At 61.5% G+C, this 15,021-nt stretch carries 15 protein-coding genes; 4 read left to right on the top strand and 11 right to left on the bottom strand.

Going from position 1 to position 15,021, the window contains the following annotated elements:
• Window positions 1–26 precede the first annotated feature (26 nt).
• A complete protein-coding gene (locus HDE72_RS02125) occupies window positions 27–932 on the top strand; it encodes a LysR family transcriptional regulator (protein WP_183737065.1) in 906 nt (301 codons plus the stop codon).
• A 4-nt stretch (window positions 933–936) separates the two neighbouring features.
• Here the strand turns inward: HDE72_RS02125 and HDE72_RS02120 are convergent, their stop codons facing one another.
• From HDE72_RS02120 to HDE72_RS02110, 3 genes are all read right to left on the bottom strand, one after another.
• Window positions 937–1,107: a hypothetical protein gene (locus tag HDE72_RS02120; protein ID WP_183737064.1), complete on the bottom strand. Its 171-nt coding sequence runs from the start codon at window positions 1,105–1,107 to the stop codon at window positions 937–939.
• A gap of 270 nt (window positions 1,108–1,377) precedes the next feature.
• Entirely contained in the window at window positions 1,378–2,343 is a 966-nt protein-coding gene (gene bla, locus HDE72_RS02115; protein WP_183737063.1) for a subclass B3 metallo-beta-lactamase, read from the bottom strand.
• Window positions 2,344–2,406: 63 nt separating this feature from the next.
• A complete protein-coding gene (locus HDE72_RS02110) occupies window positions 2,407–3,150 on the bottom strand; it encodes an SDR family oxidoreductase (protein ID WP_183737062.1) in 744 nt (247 codons plus the stop codon).
• 109 nt (window positions 3,151–3,259) lie between these two features.
• Here HDE72_RS02110 and HDE72_RS02105 point away from each other — a divergent pair, with 109 nt between their 5' ends.
• The gene (locus HDE72_RS02105; protein WP_183737061.1) at window positions 3,260–4,099 is read left to right on the top strand and encodes a LysR family transcriptional regulator; all 840 of its coding nucleotides are present in this window, start codon (window positions 3,260–3,262) and stop codon (window positions 4,097–4,099) included.
• A 44-nt stretch (window positions 4,100–4,143) separates the two neighbouring features.
• The gene (locus tag HDE72_RS02100; RefSeq protein WP_183737060.1) at window positions 4,144–4,962 is read left to right on the top strand and encodes a metallophosphoesterase family protein; all 819 of its coding nucleotides are present in this window, start codon (window positions 4,144–4,146) and stop codon (window positions 4,960–4,962) included.
• On the opposite strand, the gene HDE72_RS02095 is transcribed toward HDE72_RS02100, so the two are convergent.
• The 4 genes from HDE72_RS02095 to HDE72_RS02080 all read right to left on the bottom strand — a co-directional run bounded on the left by HDE72_RS02095 (window position 4,945) and on the right by HDE72_RS02080 (window position 8,084).
• Entirely contained in the window at window positions 4,945–5,622 is a 678-nt protein-coding gene (locus tag HDE72_RS02095) for a type 1 glutamine amidotransferase domain-containing protein (RefSeq protein ID WP_183737059.1), read from the bottom strand. The genes HDE72_RS02100 and HDE72_RS02095 overlap by 18 nt on opposite strands.
• Before the next feature lie 22 nt (window positions 5,623–5,644).
• Window positions 5,645–6,802: an iron-containing alcohol dehydrogenase gene (locus tag HDE72_RS02090; RefSeq protein WP_183737058.1), complete on the bottom strand. Its 1,158-nt coding sequence runs from the start codon at window positions 6,800–6,802 to the stop codon at window positions 5,645–5,647.
• Between the two features lie 89 nt (window positions 6,803–6,891).
• Window positions 6,892–7,518, bottom strand: a complete 627-nt coding sequence (locus HDE72_RS02085) for a TetR/AcrR family transcriptional regulator (RefSeq protein WP_183737057.1) — start codon at window positions 7,516–7,518, stop codon at window positions 6,892–6,894.
• Window positions 7,519–7,550: 32 nt separating this feature from the next.
• A complete protein-coding gene (locus HDE72_RS02080; protein ID WP_183737056.1) occupies window positions 7,551–8,084 on the bottom strand; it encodes a dihydrofolate reductase family protein in 534 nt (177 codons plus the stop codon).
• A 41-nt stretch (window positions 8,085–8,125) separates the two neighbouring features.
• Here HDE72_RS02080 and HDE72_RS02075 point away from each other — a divergent pair, with 41 nt between their 5' ends.
• A complete protein-coding gene (locus HDE72_RS02075; protein ID WP_183737055.1) occupies window positions 8,126–8,713 on the top strand; it encodes a TetR/AcrR family transcriptional regulator in 588 nt (195 codons plus the stop codon).
• On the opposite strand, the gene HDE72_RS02070 is transcribed toward HDE72_RS02075, so the two are convergent.
• The 4 genes from HDE72_RS02070 to HDE72_RS02055 form a co-directional block, all read right to left on the bottom strand.
• On the bottom strand, window positions 8,710–9,489 hold the full coding sequence (locus HDE72_RS02070; protein ID WP_183737054.1) for an enoyl-CoA hydratase: 780 nt from the start codon (window positions 9,487–9,489) through the stop codon (window positions 8,710–8,712). The genes HDE72_RS02075 and HDE72_RS02070 overlap by 4 nt on opposite strands.
• 73 nt (window positions 9,490–9,562) lie before the next feature.
• Window positions 9,563–10,759: an acetyl-CoA C-acyltransferase gene (locus HDE72_RS02065; RefSeq protein ID WP_183737053.1), complete on the bottom strand. Its 1,197-nt coding sequence runs from the start codon at window positions 10,757–10,759 to the stop codon at window positions 9,563–9,565.
• A 26-nt stretch (window positions 10,760–10,785) separates the two neighbouring features.
• Entirely contained in the window at window positions 10,786–13,188 is a 2,403-nt protein-coding gene (locus HDE72_RS02060; RefSeq protein WP_183737052.1) for a 3-hydroxyacyl-CoA dehydrogenase/enoyl-CoA hydratase family protein, read from the bottom strand.
• A 14-nt stretch (window positions 13,189–13,202) separates the two neighbouring features.
• Window positions 13,203–15,005 carry an acyl-CoA dehydrogenase C-terminal domain-containing protein gene (locus tag HDE72_RS02055; protein ID WP_183737051.1) on the bottom strand — a complete coding sequence of 601 codons (1,803 nt, stop codon included), beginning with the start codon at window positions 15,003–15,005 and terminating at the stop codon, window positions 13,203–13,205.
• Between the last annotated feature and the right edge of the window lie 16 nt (window positions 15,006–15,021).

Raw genomic sequence — 15,021 nt, 5'->3', positions numbered from 1 at the left:
TAAAATAGAACAATCAGGAGGCTCACATGCAGGACTTGAACGACTTGTATTACTTTGTGCAGGTGGTCGAACATGGCGGTTTCGCACCGGCCGGACGGGCGCTGGGCATGCCGAAATCCAAGCTGAGCCGGCGCATCGCCCTGCTGGAAGAGCGCCTGGGCGTGCGCCTGCTGCAGCGCACGACGCGGCATTTCTCCATCACCGAGGTGGGCCAGTCTTACTACGAGCATTGCAAGGCCATGCTGGTGGAAGCGGAGGCGGCGCAGGAGGCGATCGAGCTGACACGGGCCACGCCGCGCGGCACCGTACGGGTATCCTGCCCGATCGCCATGCTGCACACCCTGGTCGGCCCCATGCTGGCTGGCTTCATGCGCGAGCATCCGCAAGTGAGGCTGGAGCTGGACGCCACCAACCGGCGCGTGGACCTGGTGGCCGAAGGCATCGACGTGGCGATCAGGGTGCGCCCGCCGCCGCTAGCCGACAGCGACCTGGTGCTGCGCGTGCTGGCCGAACGCAGCCAGTGCATGGTGGCCAGCCCACGACTATTCAATGGTGCCCCCGCGCCCACCTCACCGGCGGACCTGGCCGACTGGCCCAGCCTGGCGCTGGGCACGCCGCAGCAAAACCACCAATGGGATTTGCATGGCCCCGACGGCGCGCGCGCCCAGCTGCGCCATACACCGCGCTTCATCACGGGCGACCTGCTGACCCTGCGTGACGCCGCCGTGGCCGGCGTCGGTGTCGTGCAACTGCCAACCATGATGATCGTCGACCAGCTGGCCGATGGCAGCCTGCTGCCTTTGACTCCGCAATGGCGGCCGCAGCCTGAAATCATCCACGCCGTCTTCCCCTCGCGGCGCGGCCTGCTGCCGGCCGTGCGCGCGCTGATCGACCACCTGGCGCACGGTTTTGCCGCGCTCGATGAGGAATAAACCTTCAGCTTTCCTCTTTGAGCCGGCCCGCCAGCAGCTGGTGCAAGCGCTGTTTTCCAGCGCGGCGCGCGACGCGCGGCGACAGTTCCGATTGGTGCGCGCCGGCGCCGCCGCGTAATTTGCTCGCTGCCACCAGCACATTGCGTGGTTTGACAGCCTTGATCTTGAGTTTCATCCTGCTTCCTTTCAGCCTGTCTTTCAACTTGTGATACCGGGGGCTAAAAAGCAAAAACCCCGGCGAGTTTCCTCACCGGGGTTTTCTTGGAACACCGGCTCGGGATCGGCAACAGTGCCGATGGCCCCGAGCGTCATGCACGGGGCTAGAAAAATTGCGCTGTACGACTAGCCTGCTGGTACATCTGGTGTCCTTTCGTAAAATAGGTTGATCTATGGTGCGAACGGCAATTCTTCGCCGTCTGCTCCGCTGCGTCAACCGCCAGCGTTGTTATTTGGCCGCTGCCTTTTCCTTGGCGATGCGCTTTTCCAGCCGCGCCTCGAAGGTGATGGCAGCCTTGCGGCACCCTTGTGCATCGATAAAGGGATTCGGTTTGACGCCCGCCAGCAATTGCGCCAGCTTCTGGTCGGCGCCCGAATGATCCGGGTGGGAGGTGATCAGGATATCGCAAGGCAGGCTGGCAAACTTGTTGATGGCACGGCGAAAATCCGGCGTCAAATCACCATGGTTTACGTCGGCCAGGAAGTGAAAATCGTCGGCCGCCACGGCATTGAGGCTGGCGCCAAACACCACATTCAAACAGGTATTCGGATTGCCGGTGCTGCTGCCCACCGCTTCGCACGAGACCCAGGTCCAACTGGTGCTGCCCGGCGTATGGCCGGGCATATGGTGGGCCGTGATGGTGGTCGCGCCCAATGTCAACATGCCGCCATCGATGATCTCGCTGACCTTCGCCACCGCCGGCATGGGCTCGATATCACCCGCCTGCGGGTCTTGCTCCAGCACCCGCCCCGCGCGCAGCGCCTGTGCGCCCAGCGGGCTGGCCACGACTACAGCGCCGCTATCGCGGGCCAGTGCGGCGATGCCGCCCGAATGGTCGAAATGCGCTTCCGTATTCAAAATGAACTTGATGTCTTGCACGCGAAAGCCCAGCTGGCGGATACTCGCTTCTATCATTGCCACTGACTGCGGCAGCGCGCCGTCGATCAGGACCAGGCCCGCGCCGGTATGTATCAGCACCACGCTCAGGCCGCCCACGCCCACGTAATACGTGTTGCCATAGATCCGCGCCGGCTGCTGCGGGCGGTTCCATTGCGCCTCGTACGGCGAGGCGATGGGCCTGGTCAGCGGATCGGGCGGCGTCAACAGCGTAACCGGGACGGCAGTGGTGGCGGCATGCGCCGGCGCCAGCGACAGGCCGAACAGGATGGAAAAAAAAATGGTGCGAGCTTGCATGGGCTTCCCGTGTGGATGAAAGGAGATTCAAACACACAGGGTAGCGTTGTCAGGTCGCCAAGGTCAAGCTTGCTGGCGGGTGGCCGCCAGCACGATTTCGCGTATGCACACGCCCTGCGGCTGCTGGTAGGCGTAGCAGATGGCGGCCGCCACATCGTCGGCCGACAGCACCACGCCGCCCATGCTTTCTTTCCACGCGTGATAACCGGTCTTGATGCCTTCATCGGTGGTGTGGCCCAGGAGCTCAGTTTCCACCGCGCCCGGCGCAATCGTCACCACGCGCACATTGTGCGCCGACATTTCCTCGCGCAGGTTTTCCGTCAGGCCGTGCACGGCGAATTTGCTGCCCACGTAAGCGACGTGATTGGGGAAGGCCTTGTGGCCGGCCACGGAACCGACGTTGATGATGGTGCCCGTACGGCGCGCCACCATGCCGGCGCTGACGGCGTGCACGCCATTGAGCAAGCCTTTCACGTTGACGTCGAACATGCGGTCCCATTGTTCCGGGTCTTGCGTACTGACTTCGCCGAGCAGCATCACGCCGGCGTTATTGATAATGGCGTCGACCGGGCCAAACTGCGCCTCGGCGCTGGCCACGGCGGCAACGAAGGCGGCGCGGTCGCAGATATCGAGCGGCACGCACAGCGCATTGGGCAGCTTCAGCGCCTGCATGCGGTCCAGGCGGCGGGCCAGCAACAGCAGCGGATGGCCCAGTGCAGACAGTTTCTGTGCCGTCGCCAGGCCGATGCCGGAACTGGCGCCGGTGATGACGATCAGGCGCGGCGAGGAAGTGGTGGTGCTGGACATGAGGCTTTCCTTATTAAAAAATATGATGAATCCTGTTAAAAATCCAGTATATTCATGGGGAGTCACGGTGAAAAATCGTGTTTTCTTTTCACAGCCATCAAAAAAAATTATGGATTCCCGCCAGCTCAACGCCTTTTTATGCGTCTTTGAAGAACGCAACATCACCGCCGCCGCCCGCCGCCTGCACCTGACGCAGCCCGCCCTGTCGGCCACCATCAAGGCCCTGGAAGATGCGCTGGGCACGCAGCTGTTCTTGCGCCTGCCGCGCGGCGTGGAAGTGACCAGCGATGCGCGCACCCTGTATCCACAGGCGCAGCGCATGCTGGCCGAAGCACAGGCGCTAACGCAGCAATTTCGCCACAACCGTGACAGGCTGGCCCTGTCGATCGGCATCGCGCACGATATCGCCGACGAGGATATCGCGGCCCTGGCCGCGCGTTTGCAGGCGCTGGAACCGCGTTTGCTGCTGACATTGGAGCCTGGCTGCAGCGGCCATGCGCGCCTGGCGCCTGAAGAGGACCGCTGCGAAGATGAGTTATTTTTGCCGCTGCGCGAAGAAGCGTATGCGCTGGCCGTGCCGCTGACGCACGCGCTGGATGGCGATGCGCTGCCGCGCCCCGAAGAGCTGGCCAGCGCCAGCTGGATCACCTGCCCTGCAGATTATTCGCATCAGCGTTTGCTGCCGCTGTACGGCGCCATGGCCGCTTTCCCTGCCGCGCAGGCGGGCACCTTGCAACTGGCCCTGAGCATGGCGGCGGCCGGCATGGGACTGGCCATCGCACCACGCTCGCTGATACTGCAGCATCCCGCGTTGCGGGCCTGCGCCCTGCCCGGCGGACAGCTGACGCGCCGCCTGGGGCTGTGCTATTCCGTGCCGGCGCTTGCCCACCCGGTGCTGGCCCGGCTGGCGCAAGAAGCTGCCGAGGCGCCCTCTCTTGCGCTAGGATAGAGGTCCATCCACTCTTGCGCGCCTTGCCGGCGCCACGCCCTACGATGCGCTTGCTGATACTGTCCGACCTGCACCTGGAAGTCTGGCGCGACGATGCGCCCGCTATCGACATTGCCGCCAGTTGCCCGGACGCCGTGATCCTGGCTGGCGACATCGACACCGGCAGCAAGGCCATCGCCTGGGCCGCGCGCACCTTCGGCGCCCTGCCCGTGCTGTACGTACATGGCAATCACGAAGGCTATGGCCACCAGCTGGAGCAGATGCAGAGAGCCATCCATGACGCCTGCAGCAGCGCCAATGCGCATGGCGCCAATATCCGTTTGCTCGATGAAGATACGGTGGTGTTGAATGGCGTGCGCTTCTTGGGCGCCACGCTGTGGACCGACTTTTTGCTGTTCGGCGCCGAGCGTCTTGAAGAAGCGATGACTGCGGCGCAAAGCTATATGCCCGACTACAAACATATCAGCACGGGCGGCGCAACACCACGCCTGCTCTGCGCCAGCGATACAAAGCAGCTGCATGCAGAGCACAAGGCCTGGTTAGTGCAAGAACTGGCGCAGCCATTCGATGGCCAGACGGTGGTGATCACGCACATGGCGCCGTCGATGCGGTCGGTGGCCGAAGAGTATGCAGACAACCTCGGTTCGCCCGCCTTTGCCTCGCAACTGGATCAGCTGGTGGCGCAGGCGGACCTGTGGGTGCACGGCCATATGCACGCTACACTCGATTACCGCATCGGCGGTTGCCGGGTCGTCTGCAATCCCTGCGGCTACAAACGGCCGGACGGCACAGCGGAAAATGAACGCTATGACCCCGGCTTTATCGTCGAACTCGATGTATTAGCATCAAGCCAGCAGTTTTAGCAGGGCCTGGGCGGCCGCTTCCGACGAGGCAGGATTCTGCCCGGTGACCAGCAAGCCATCGGTGATGGCGTAAGGCTGCCAGTCACCCAGCTTGGAGTAAATACCACCGTTATCCTTGAGCATATCCTCGACCAGGAAAGGCACGATGGCCGTCAGGCCTACCGCCTCTTCTTCCGTGTTGGTAAAACCCGTCACTTTTTTGCCGCGCACCAGCGGCGTGCCATCGGCCGCTTTCACGTGGCGCAGTACGCCCGGTGCGTGGCAGACAGCGGCGACCGGTTTGCCGGCGGCGATCATCTGTTCGATCAAGGCGATCGAGTGGCGGTCTTCCGCCAGATCCCACAGGGGGCCGTGGCCACCCGGGTAAAACACGGCATCAAACTCTTTCGCATTGACCTCGGACAGCTTGCCCGTGTTGGCCAGCACCGCTTGCGCTGCAGGGTCTTGCTTGAAGCGGCGGGTGGCGTCCGTTTGCGAGTCCGCTTCATCGCTTTTCGGGTCCAGCGGCGGCTGGCCACCCAGCGGCGAGACTACCGTCAGCCTGGCGCCCGCTTCCTGCAAGGCATAGTAGGGGGCGGCGAATTCTTCCAGCCAGAAGCCGGTCTTGCGGCCGGTATTGCCGAGTTGGTCGTGCGAGGTCAGTACCATCAGGATGTTCATTATGTGTCCTTTGCGGTGAGGTTCAGAGTGCTGCTTCGAGAATGCGACGGCTACGTGCGAGATCGATATCGCGGTGTTCTCCCAGGGCGGTCATGCCATGTGCTTCCAGTTGCTTCAATACGGCTTCTACCGCTTCCTGGCCCAGCTGGTAGGCCGACAAGCGCGTCGGGATGCCCAGGCCTTCAAAAAAGGCGCGGGTGTGGGCAATGGCGGCGTCGATGCGCTCTTCCTCGCTACCACTGTCGATATTCCAGACGCGCTCTCCATACTGTAGCAACTTGCCGCGTTTCTGCTCGCGCTGTACGTCCAGCAGCGCCGGCAGCACCAGCGCCAAGGTGCGGGCGTGGTCGATGTCGTACAGGGCCGTCAGTTCATGGCCGATCATGTGGGTGGCCCAGTCCTGCGGCACGCCGGCGCCGATCAAGCCATTCAAGGCCAGGGTGGCGGTCCACATCAGGTTGGCGCGGGTTTCGTAATCGTCAGGCGAGGCGACCGCCTGCGGCGCGATCTCGACCAGGGTTTGCAACAGGCCTTCGGCAAAGCGGTCCTGCACCCGTGCCTGCACCGGATAGGTCAGATATTGTTCGGTGGTGTGGACGAAGGCATCGACCAGGCCATTGGCCACCTGCCTGGCCGGCAAGGTAAAGGTTTTGCTGGGGTCGAGGATGGAGAACTGCGGATACAGCAGCGGGCTGCGGAAGCTCAATTTGGCTTGCGTGGCTTTTTTGGTGACCACGCCGCCGCTATTCATTTCGGAACCGGTAGCGGGCAAAGTCAGCACCGAGCCAAATGGCAGGGCCTGGGCGATATTGGCGCCGCCGCGTTCAGCGATCTCCCACGCCACGCCATCGTACAGCGCGGCGGCCGCGACAAACTTGGTGCCGTCGATCACCGAGCCGCCACCGACCGCCAGCAGGAAGTCCAGCTTTTCGCTGCGCACCTGCTCGACTGCGCGCATCAGCGTTTCATAGCTGGGATTAGGCTCGATGCCGCCAAATTCCTGCACGCTGCGCTGGCCCAGGGCGGCCCGCACTTCAGCCAGGGTGCCCGTCTTTTCCGCACTGGCGCCGCCGTACAGTATCAGCACGCGTGCGCTTTCCGGCACCAGGGTAGACAGTTTGGCGACGGTGTCGCTGCCGAAAACGATTTTGGTCGGATTATGAAATTCGAAATTCTTCATGGTCTTGCCCCATATTATTAGACTGGTCGTCTAGTTCATGATTCAAAAAAAGCGGATGGTTCATCATCCGCATGTGTCTGTGCGCCTGCTCAGCGTGCCGCCACCGTACCCGCGGGCATTTGCAATATGCTCAGGGTCGCTTGCCAGGCCGCTTGCAAGGCGCTCGCGTCGCGCCGCAGCTTGGTCAGCATGGCCGCACCCAGCCACATCTGATACAGGGTCAAGGCCGTGTGGGCAGGGTCGGCAATCGCCGACAGGGAGCCGTCGGCCACCGCCTGCTCGATACTCACAGCTAACCTGGCGACGATACGGTTGGTACCGCCCAGCAAAGTGACACGCATGGCTTCCGACATGTCGGCCACTTCACTGCTGAGCTTTACGACCAGGCAACGGCAGTCACATGTGCCGCCGCTGGCGTCGTAGCTGGTCCAGCTGGCCCAATAATCCATCAGCGACTGGGCCGCGCTCTGGCCAGGCTGGCGGAGCACGCTATCCATCTCGGCCAGATAACGCGTCATGTAATCGGACAGCATCGCCTCGCCAAACAATTCCTTGGACTTGAAGTAATGATAAAACGATCCCTTGGGCACATCGGCGGCCGTCAAAATCTCGTTCAGGCCCACACCGGCAAAACCTTTGCGCGTGATGATGGCCTTCCCCTGATCGAGAATATGCTGGCGGATGTCGGTGTACTGAGCTGTCTGTTGAGCTTTCATGGCAGTTATTTTAACATAATTAGACCAGTCGTCTACAACTCATTGCACAGGTAACGCAATTGCACCACGCCGCTGGGCAGATGATGTGTTGACGCCAGCCGCCAGTCGCTGCGCGGCAGCTCACCATCAAACAGGCGCACGCCCTTGCCCAGCACCACCGGCAGTATCGACAAGGTCAAACTATCGACCACGCCTTCACGCAGCCCCGCACAGATCACGGCGCCGCCATCGAGATACACATGGCGGCAGCCCTCTTCGGCCAGCTGCGCCAGCACCGCCTTCACACTGCCCTCGCGCCGCTGTTCGCCATGGCGCGGCGCAAAGTCGCGGTGGCTGAGCACCACCACCCGCTTGTCCGCATACGGCCACGGCTCAAACCCCAGCACCGCGTCATAGGTGCTGCGGCCGATCAGCAAGGTATCGACCTGCTCCATCAGCGCCGTATAGCCGGTGGCTTCCGGCGAATCGGGCGCCAGCTCGGCCAGCCACGACAAATCGCCCTCCTCGCCGGCGATGCAGCCATCGATACTGATGCCCAGGAAAACGCTGACGAATGGTGCTTGCATGAGACCTCCTGTGATTAATTCTACAGTGTAGAATTATGCCCATGAAAATACAAAAACTTCAAGCCGCAGAAAATTTCGTGCGCCGCGCCGGACGGCCGCGCCGCATCGCACCTGCGCTGGACAGCGGCGCCATCCTGCAAGCCGCCCTGCCCCTGCTGGAAGAAAAAGGCGAAGCATTTTCCATGCGCGCGCTGGCGTACAGCCTGGGCGTCGACGCCATGGCCCTGTATCACTACTACGCTGGGAAAGAGGAATTATTACAAGCGCTGATGGTCGAGCGCTTCGCTGCGCTCGACCCGCAGCAGCCGCCATTTACAGCGCGCCAGAAGCCGCCCCGGCGCTTGCTGGGCCTGTGCACGCTGTACCTGGAGCTGATCAGCGCCACGCCGTATTTTGTGCGCCTGATGGCGCGCGGGTTGGTGGAACAATCGGATATCGCCGAACGTTTTACGAGCTTGTTCGAGATGGCGTTGGCAGGACTGGATCTGCCGAAAAAAATCCGCCTGCGCGGCCGGGATGCACTCGTCGATTTCCTGCACGGTTATGCGCTGGCGGGACGGCCCGCCAGCGAGACGGCCTGGCATGCATCGGTGGGGTTGATACTGGCGGGCATGCTCAGCAACGCTTAAGCAAATTTCGAAAAATCCGGTTTGCGCTTTTCAAAGAACGCCGTAAATGCTTCTTTCGCTTCCGGTGCGCCCAGCATGGCGCTGAACTGCTGATTTTCTGCAGCGATGGCGGCCTTCATTGGGTCAAGACGGCTTTGCTTCATCAAACGCTTGGTGGCGCGGATGGAGGCCGCTGGCAGGGCCACCAGTTTGGCGGCCTGGCCGCGCGCAAACGGGATCAGTTCTTCCAGCGGCACGACCTTCGAGATCAAGCCCATTTGCAGCGCTTCCTGGGCCGGGAAGGATTCACCCAGCATCAGTTTTTCAGCGGCGCGCGGGTAGCCGGCGATTTGCGCCAGCAGCAGGCTGGAAGCGAATTCCGGGCACAGGCCCAGCTGCGCGAACGGCATCGAGAACTTGGCGTTGTCGGCTGCGTAGATCAAATCGCAGTGCATCAGCAAGGTGGTGCCGATACCGATCGCCAGACCAGCTACCGCAGCCACTACAGGCTTGCTGCTGCCGTACAGGGCGCGCATGAACTGGAATACGGGGCGCTGTTCGTCGAGCGAGCCGTCTTTCGGGCGCGCCGTTTTCATGAAGTCGTCGAGGTCATTGCCGGCCGTGAAAATCTCGGGCTTACCCGTGATCAGGATGGCGCGCACGGCGTCGTCGGTTTCAGCTGCCACCAGCGCATCGGCCAGGGTTTGGTACATCGCGCCCGTGATGGCGTTCTTGCGTTCCAGGCGGTTGAATTCGAGCGTGAGGATGCCCTCGCTCTTGCTGCACAAAATATCCATGTCGTCTCCAAAGAATAAAGGGCGCCGAGGAAGATCCTGAAGCGCCCTTGGTTTTCATTTTTATCGTTGAACGTTAGACGCGTTCGAAAATTCCCGCGGCACCCATGCCGGCGCCCACGCACATCGTGACCATGCCGTACTTCTGCTTGGTACGCTGCAGCGCGTGGATCACGGTGGCGGCGCGGATCGCACCGGTTGCGCCCAGCGGATGGCCTAGCGCAATCGCGCCGCCCATCGGGTTCACTTTCGCCGGGTCCAGGCCCAGGTCGCCGATCACGGCCAGCGCTTGCGCGGCGAACGCTTCGTTCAGCTCGATCCAGTCCAATTGATCTTGCGTGATGCCGGCGGCGGCGCAAGCGGCAGGAATCGCGAACTTGGGACCGATGCCCATGATTTCAGGCGGCACGCCGCGCACCGCGAACGAAGAGAATTTCGCCAGCGGGGTCAGGTTGTGCTCGCGCAGGATTTTTTCGCTGACGATCAAGAGCGCACCGGCGCCGTCCGACATTTGCGAGCTGTTGGCAGCGGTGACAGTGCCCTTGGCAGCAAACACAGGTTTCAGCTTGCCCAGGGATTCCAGCGTCGAATCGGCGCGCGCGCCTTCGTCGGTGTCGACCGTGCGGCGTTTGATGTCAACCTGGCCGGTGGCCAGGTTAGGCGTGCGGGTGATGATCTCGACGGGCGTGGTTTCCGCCTTGAAGAAATCGGCTTGCTGCGCGGCGATGGCGCGGCGGTGCGATTCGACCGAGAACGCGTCTTGCTGTTCGCGCGACACTTTCCATTGCTGCGCCACTTTTTCAGCGGTCAGGCCCATGCCATAGGCCATGCCGATGTTTTCGTCGCTGAACATGTCCAGGTTCATCGATGGGTGATGGCCCATCATCGGCACCATGGACATCGATTCGATACCGCCGGCGATCATCACGTCGGCTTCGCCCACGCGGATACGGTCGGCGGCCATGGCGATGGCGGTGATGCCCGAAGCGCAGTAACGGTTGACGGTCACGCCGCCCACGGTTTTTGGCAAGCCGGCCAGCAGCACCGAGTTACGGGCGATATTGAAACCTTGTTCCGCTTCCGGGAACGAGCAGCCGATGATGGCGTCGGTGATCAGCGCCGGGTCCAGGCCAGGCGCTTGCGCCAGGGCCGATTGCAGTACGCGCACCAGCAGATCGTCCGGACGGGTGTTCTTGAACATGCCGCGCGGCGCCTTGCCGATCGGCGTGCGGGTTGCGGAGACGATGTATGCGTCTTGAAGTTGTTTGCTCATAGTCTTCTTTCGTGTTCGCTATTCGATTAGTTGCGCACTGGCTTGCCGGTCTGCATCATGCCCATGATGCGTTCCTGGGTTTTAGGATGGTTCAGCAATTCGAGGAATGCCTTGCGTTCCATATCCAGCAACCACTGCTCGCTCACAAAACTGCCCTGGTCCACATCGCCGCCCGATACGATCTCGGCGATCATTTCGCCCAGTTTGAAATCGTGCGCGGAAATGAAGCCGCCGTCGCGCATATTGACCAGTTGCGCCTTGATGGTGCCCCAGCCGTAACGGCCCGTGACCTGGATCAGCGATGGCAGTTGCGGACGGAAGCCGGCGTCGAACATGGCGCGCGCTTCGACCTTGGCCACATGCAGCAGCTCGTAGGCGTTGAACACGATCACGTCGTCTTCTTTCAGGTAGCCCATCTTTTTCGCTTCGAGCGCCGATTTCGACACATTGGCGGTAGCTGCATTGGTGAAGCCGACTTTCAAAAATTGCAGGATGTCGTTGCCCTTGGCTTCCTTGTAGGCGCGCTGCGCTGCTTCTTTCAAACCGCCGCCTGCAGGAATCAGGCCCACGCCCACTTCCACCAGGCCGATGTAGGACTCGATCGAGGCGACGCGTTTCGACGAATGCAGCGCCAGCTCGCAGCCGCCGCCCAGCGCCAGGCCCGCCACTGCGGCGATCACTGGCACGTTCGCGTATTTCAGCGACATGAAGGTTTTTTGCAGTTCGGCGATGATAGGATCCACCGCTTTCACCCCGCCTTGCATGAAGGCCGGCAGGGCCGATTGCAAGTCTGCGCCAGCCGAGAAGGCGCCGCCTTCGGCTGCATCGGCGTGCCAGATCACCAGGCCCTTGAAGTTTTTCTCGGCTTCGGCCAGTGCCAGTTTGAGTCCATTGATCACGCCTTCGCCGATCACATGCATCTTGGTCTTGAACGAGATGATCAGGACGTCGTCGCCCGTATGCCAGACGCGCACGGAGTCGTCTTCGAATACGGTGGTGCCAGCCGTCTTGCCGTCGATGGCGCCGCTACCCAATACCGGGGCGCGGAATGGCTGGCGGTCGTAGACGGACAGGGTCGAGCGTGGCACGAAGCTGTTCGAGATGGCCGAGTAGGAACCTTCCGGCGTATGCACGCCGCCTTTTTCAGCGACTGCGCCTTCGAAGACCCAGGCTGGCAGCGGTGCATTGCACAGCGCATTACCGGCGTCGATATCTTGCTTGACCCAGTTCGCCACTTGCAGCCAGTTCGATGCCTGCCACGTTTCAAACGGACCCACGGACCAGCCGAAGCCCCAGCGCATGGCGAAGTCGATATCGCGCGCATTGTCGGCCACGGTGTCGAGGTGAATCGCGATGTAGTGGAAAGCGTCGCGGAAGATCGCCCACAGGAACTGGCCTTGCGGATTGGTCGATTCGCGCAGCGCCTTCATCTTCTTGACCGGATCCTTTTCTTTCAGGATGCGGGCGATGATGTCGGCAGCCTTGCCGCCGCCGGTCACGTATTCACCGGTGGCAAAATCGAGGCGCTGGATCTCTTTACCGACTTTTTTGTAGAAGCCTGCGCCGCTCTTCTGGCCCAGCGTGCCTTTTTCTACCAGCTGCGCCAGCACGGCCGGGGTCTTGTAGACGCCGAAGAAGGGATCGTCCGCCAGGTTGTCCTGCATGGTCTTGATCACATGGCCCATGGTGTCCAGGCCGACCACGTCTGCGGTGCGGAAGGTGCCCGACTTGGCGCGCCCCAGCTTGGCGCCGGTCAGGTCATCGACCACGTCCACGGACAGGCCAAATTTTTCCGCTTCATGCATCGTTGCCAGCATGCCGAAGATACCGACGCGGTTGGCGATGAAGTTAGGCGTATCCTTGGCGCGCACGACGCCCTTGCCCAGGGTGGTGGTCAAAAAGGCTTCGAGCTGGTCGAGGATTTCCGGCTTGGTCGAGGTAGTCGGGATCAGTTCCACCAGATGCATATAGCGTGGTGGATTGAAGAAGTGCACGCCGCAGAAATGCGCTTTCAGCGTTTCGTCAAAGCCGTCGGCCAGCTTGTTGATCGACAGGCCCGAGGTGTTCGACGCGAAGATCGCGTTTGGCGCAATGTGCGGCGCGACCTTTTTATACAGGTCGTGTTTCCAGTCCATGCGCTCGGCGATGGCTTCGATGATCAGGTCGCAACCGGCCAGCAGGTCCAGGTTGTCTTCGTAGTTGGCAACCTGGATCAGCGATGCATCATCCTTGTTGCCCAGCGGCGCAGGCGACAGCTTTTTCAGATTCTCGATGGCGCGCAGCACGATGCCATTCTTAGGCGTGCCCTCTTTTCCTGGCAGGTCGAACAGCACCACCGGCACTTTCGCGTTGATGCAATGGGCGGCGATCTGCGCACCCATCACGCCGGCGCCGAGGACGGCTACTTTTTTAACGATGAAATTGGTCATATTTTCCTCAAGTCTTAGAACAGGTCTGCGTCGAGTGCCATCAGGTTGGCCGAACCGGAACGCGCCTGACGGATCAGGGTTGCCGTCTCAGGCTGCAGGCGGGCGAAATAGAAACGTGCGGTAGCCAGTTTGGCTACATAAAACTTATCACCTTGGGCCTCGGCGGCCCCACTCTTTTCGAGGGCGATCTTGGCCATCTGCGCGAACAGATAGCTGTAGATCATGTGACCGACGACGCGCAGGTAAGGCACGCAGGCCGCGCCCACTTCGTCCGGATTCTGGAACGCCTTCATGCCGATTTCCATGGTCAGCTTGGTGACTTTGTCGCCCAGGTCGCCCAGTGGGGTGACGAATTCGCTCATCGCTTCATCGGTGCCGTTGTCTTCGACGAAGGCCTTGATCTTTTCACCGAACTTGCGCAGCTTGGCGCCATTGTCGCCAAGGATTTTGCGGCCCAAGAGGTCCAGCGACTGGATGGTGTTGGTGCCTTCGTAGATCATGTTGATGCGCGCATCACGCACATACTGTTCCATGCCCCACTCGGCGATGTAGCCGTGGCCGCCGAATACTTGCATCGCATCCGAGGTGGCGATCCAGGCGTTGTCGGTAATAAAAGCCTTGATGACTGGGGTCAGCAGCGCCACTTCATCGGCAGCTTCCTTGCGCACGTCGGCGTCCGGGTGGTGCAGTTCGCGGTCGATCTGCAGCGCCACGTAGGACGTGAAAGCGCGCGCGCCTTCGGCGTAGGCTTTGCCGGTCAACAGCATGCGGCGCACGTCAGGGTGCACGATGATGCGGTCCGCTGGCAGTTCAGGATTCTTGATGCCGGACAGCGAACGCATTTGCGTGCGGTCCTTGGCGTAGATCAGCGCGTTCTGGTAGGCGATTTCCGTCAGGCCCAGCGACTGCATGCCCACGCCCAGACGGGCTGCGTTCATGAACACGAACATGGCGTTCAAGCCCTTGTTCGGCTGGCCGATGATCCAGCCTTTGGCGCCGTCCAGGTTCATCTGGCAGGTCGAGTTACCGTGGATGCCCATCTTTTCTTCGATCGCGCCGCAGGTGATCGGGTTGCGCTCGCCGACGGAACCGTCTGCTTTCGGCAGGAATTTCGGCACCAGGAACAGCGAAATGCCTTTCGAGCCTTCCGGTGCGTCCGGCACGCGGGCCAGCACCAGGTGCAGGATGTTTTCCGACATGTCGTGCTCGCCGGCCGAAATGAAGATCTTGTTGCCGGTGATGGTCCAGGAACCGTCTGCCTCAGGCAGCGCTTTCGAGCGCAGCAGGCCCAGGTCGGTGCCGCAGTGCGGTTCGGTCAGGCACATGGTGCCCGTCCATTCGCCCGATACCAGCTTCGGCAGATACACTTCCTTCTGGTGGTCGGTGCCGTGTTCTTTCAGGCACTCGTAGGCGCCGTGCGACAGGCCTGGGTACATGGACCAGGCCTGGTTCGACGAGTTCAGCATTTCATAGAAGGAGTTGTTCAGCACAACAGGCAAGCCCTGGCCGCCATATTCCGGATCGCAGGCCAGTGCCGCCCAGCCGCCTTCGACGTACTGCTTGTAGGCTTCCTTGAAGCCTTTCGGCGTGGTCACGGTTTTCGTGACGGGATCGTGGTGGCAGCCTTCGCGGTCGCCGGAGTGGTTCAGCGGGAACAATACTTCGGAAGTGAATTTGCCGCCCTCTTCCAGCACCTGGTTGATGATGTCGGCGTCGACTTCGGCGTAATGCGGCATCTGCTTCAATTCTTCTTCCACTTGCAGGAATTCATGCAGAACGAATTGCATATCCCGGATTGGCGCGACGTATTGACCCATAATTTTCTCCTGAAGA

The sequence above is a fragment of the Janthinobacterium saanense genome (assembly GCF_014200675.1).
In the GTDB taxonomy this organism is placed as follows: Bacteria; Pseudomonadota; Gammaproteobacteria; order Burkholderiales; family Burkholderiaceae_D; genus Janthinobacterium.
Note: the sequence above shows the minus strand (reverse complement) of the source record. Positions and strands in the feature narration are given on the sequence as shown.

Coding starts and splice junctions, on each gene's coding strand:
- HDE72_RS02125 (WP_183737065.1), top strand. CDS start 27: ATGCAGGACTTGAACGACTTGTATTACTTTGTGCAGGTGGTCGAACAT.
- HDE72_RS02120 (WP_183737064.1), bottom strand. CDS start 1,107: ATGAAACTCAAGATCAAGGCTGTCAAACCACGCAATGTGCTGGTGGCA.
- bla (WP_183737063.1), bottom strand. CDS start 2,343: ATGCAAGCTCGCACCATTTTTTTTTCCATCCTGTTCGGCCTGTCGCTG.
- HDE72_RS02110 (WP_183737062.1), bottom strand. CDS start 3,150: ATGTCCAGCACCACCACTTCCTCGCCGCGCCTGATCGTCATCACCGGC.
- HDE72_RS02105 (WP_183737061.1), top strand. CDS start 3,260: ATGGATTCCCGCCAGCTCAACGCCTTTTTATGCGTCTTTGAAGAACGC.
- HDE72_RS02100 (WP_183737060.1), top strand. CDS start 4,144: ATGCGCTTGCTGATACTGTCCGACCTGCACCTGGAAGTCTGGCGCGAC.
- HDE72_RS02095 (WP_183737059.1), bottom strand. CDS start 5,622: ATGAACATCCTGATGGTACTGACCTCGCACGACCAACTCGGCAATACC.
- HDE72_RS02090 (WP_183737058.1), bottom strand. CDS start 6,802: ATGAAGAATTTCGAATTTCATAATCCGACCAAAATCGTTTTCGGCAGC.
- HDE72_RS02085 (WP_183737057.1), bottom strand. CDS start 7,518: ATGAAAGCTCAACAGACAGCTCAGTACACCGACATCCGCCAGCATATT.
- HDE72_RS02080 (WP_183737056.1), bottom strand. CDS start 8,084: ATGCAAGCACCATTCGTCAGCGTTTTCCTGGGCATCAGTATCGATGGC.
- HDE72_RS02075 (WP_183737055.1), top strand. CDS start 8,126: ATGAAAATACAAAAACTTCAAGCCGCAGAAAATTTCGTGCGCCGCGCC.
- HDE72_RS02070 (WP_183737054.1), bottom strand. CDS start 9,489: ATGGATATTTTGTGCAGCAAGAGCGAGGGCATCCTCACGCTCGAATTC.
- HDE72_RS02065 (WP_183737053.1), bottom strand. CDS start 10,759: ATGAGCAAACAACTTCAAGACGCATACATCGTCTCCGCAACCCGCACG.
- HDE72_RS02060 (WP_183737052.1), bottom strand. CDS start 13,188: ATGACCAATTTCATCGTTAAAAAAGTAGCCGTCCTCGGCGCCGGCGTG.
- HDE72_RS02055 (WP_183737051.1), bottom strand. CDS start 15,005: ATGGGTCAATACGTCGCGCCAATCCGGGATATGCAATTCGTTCTGCAT.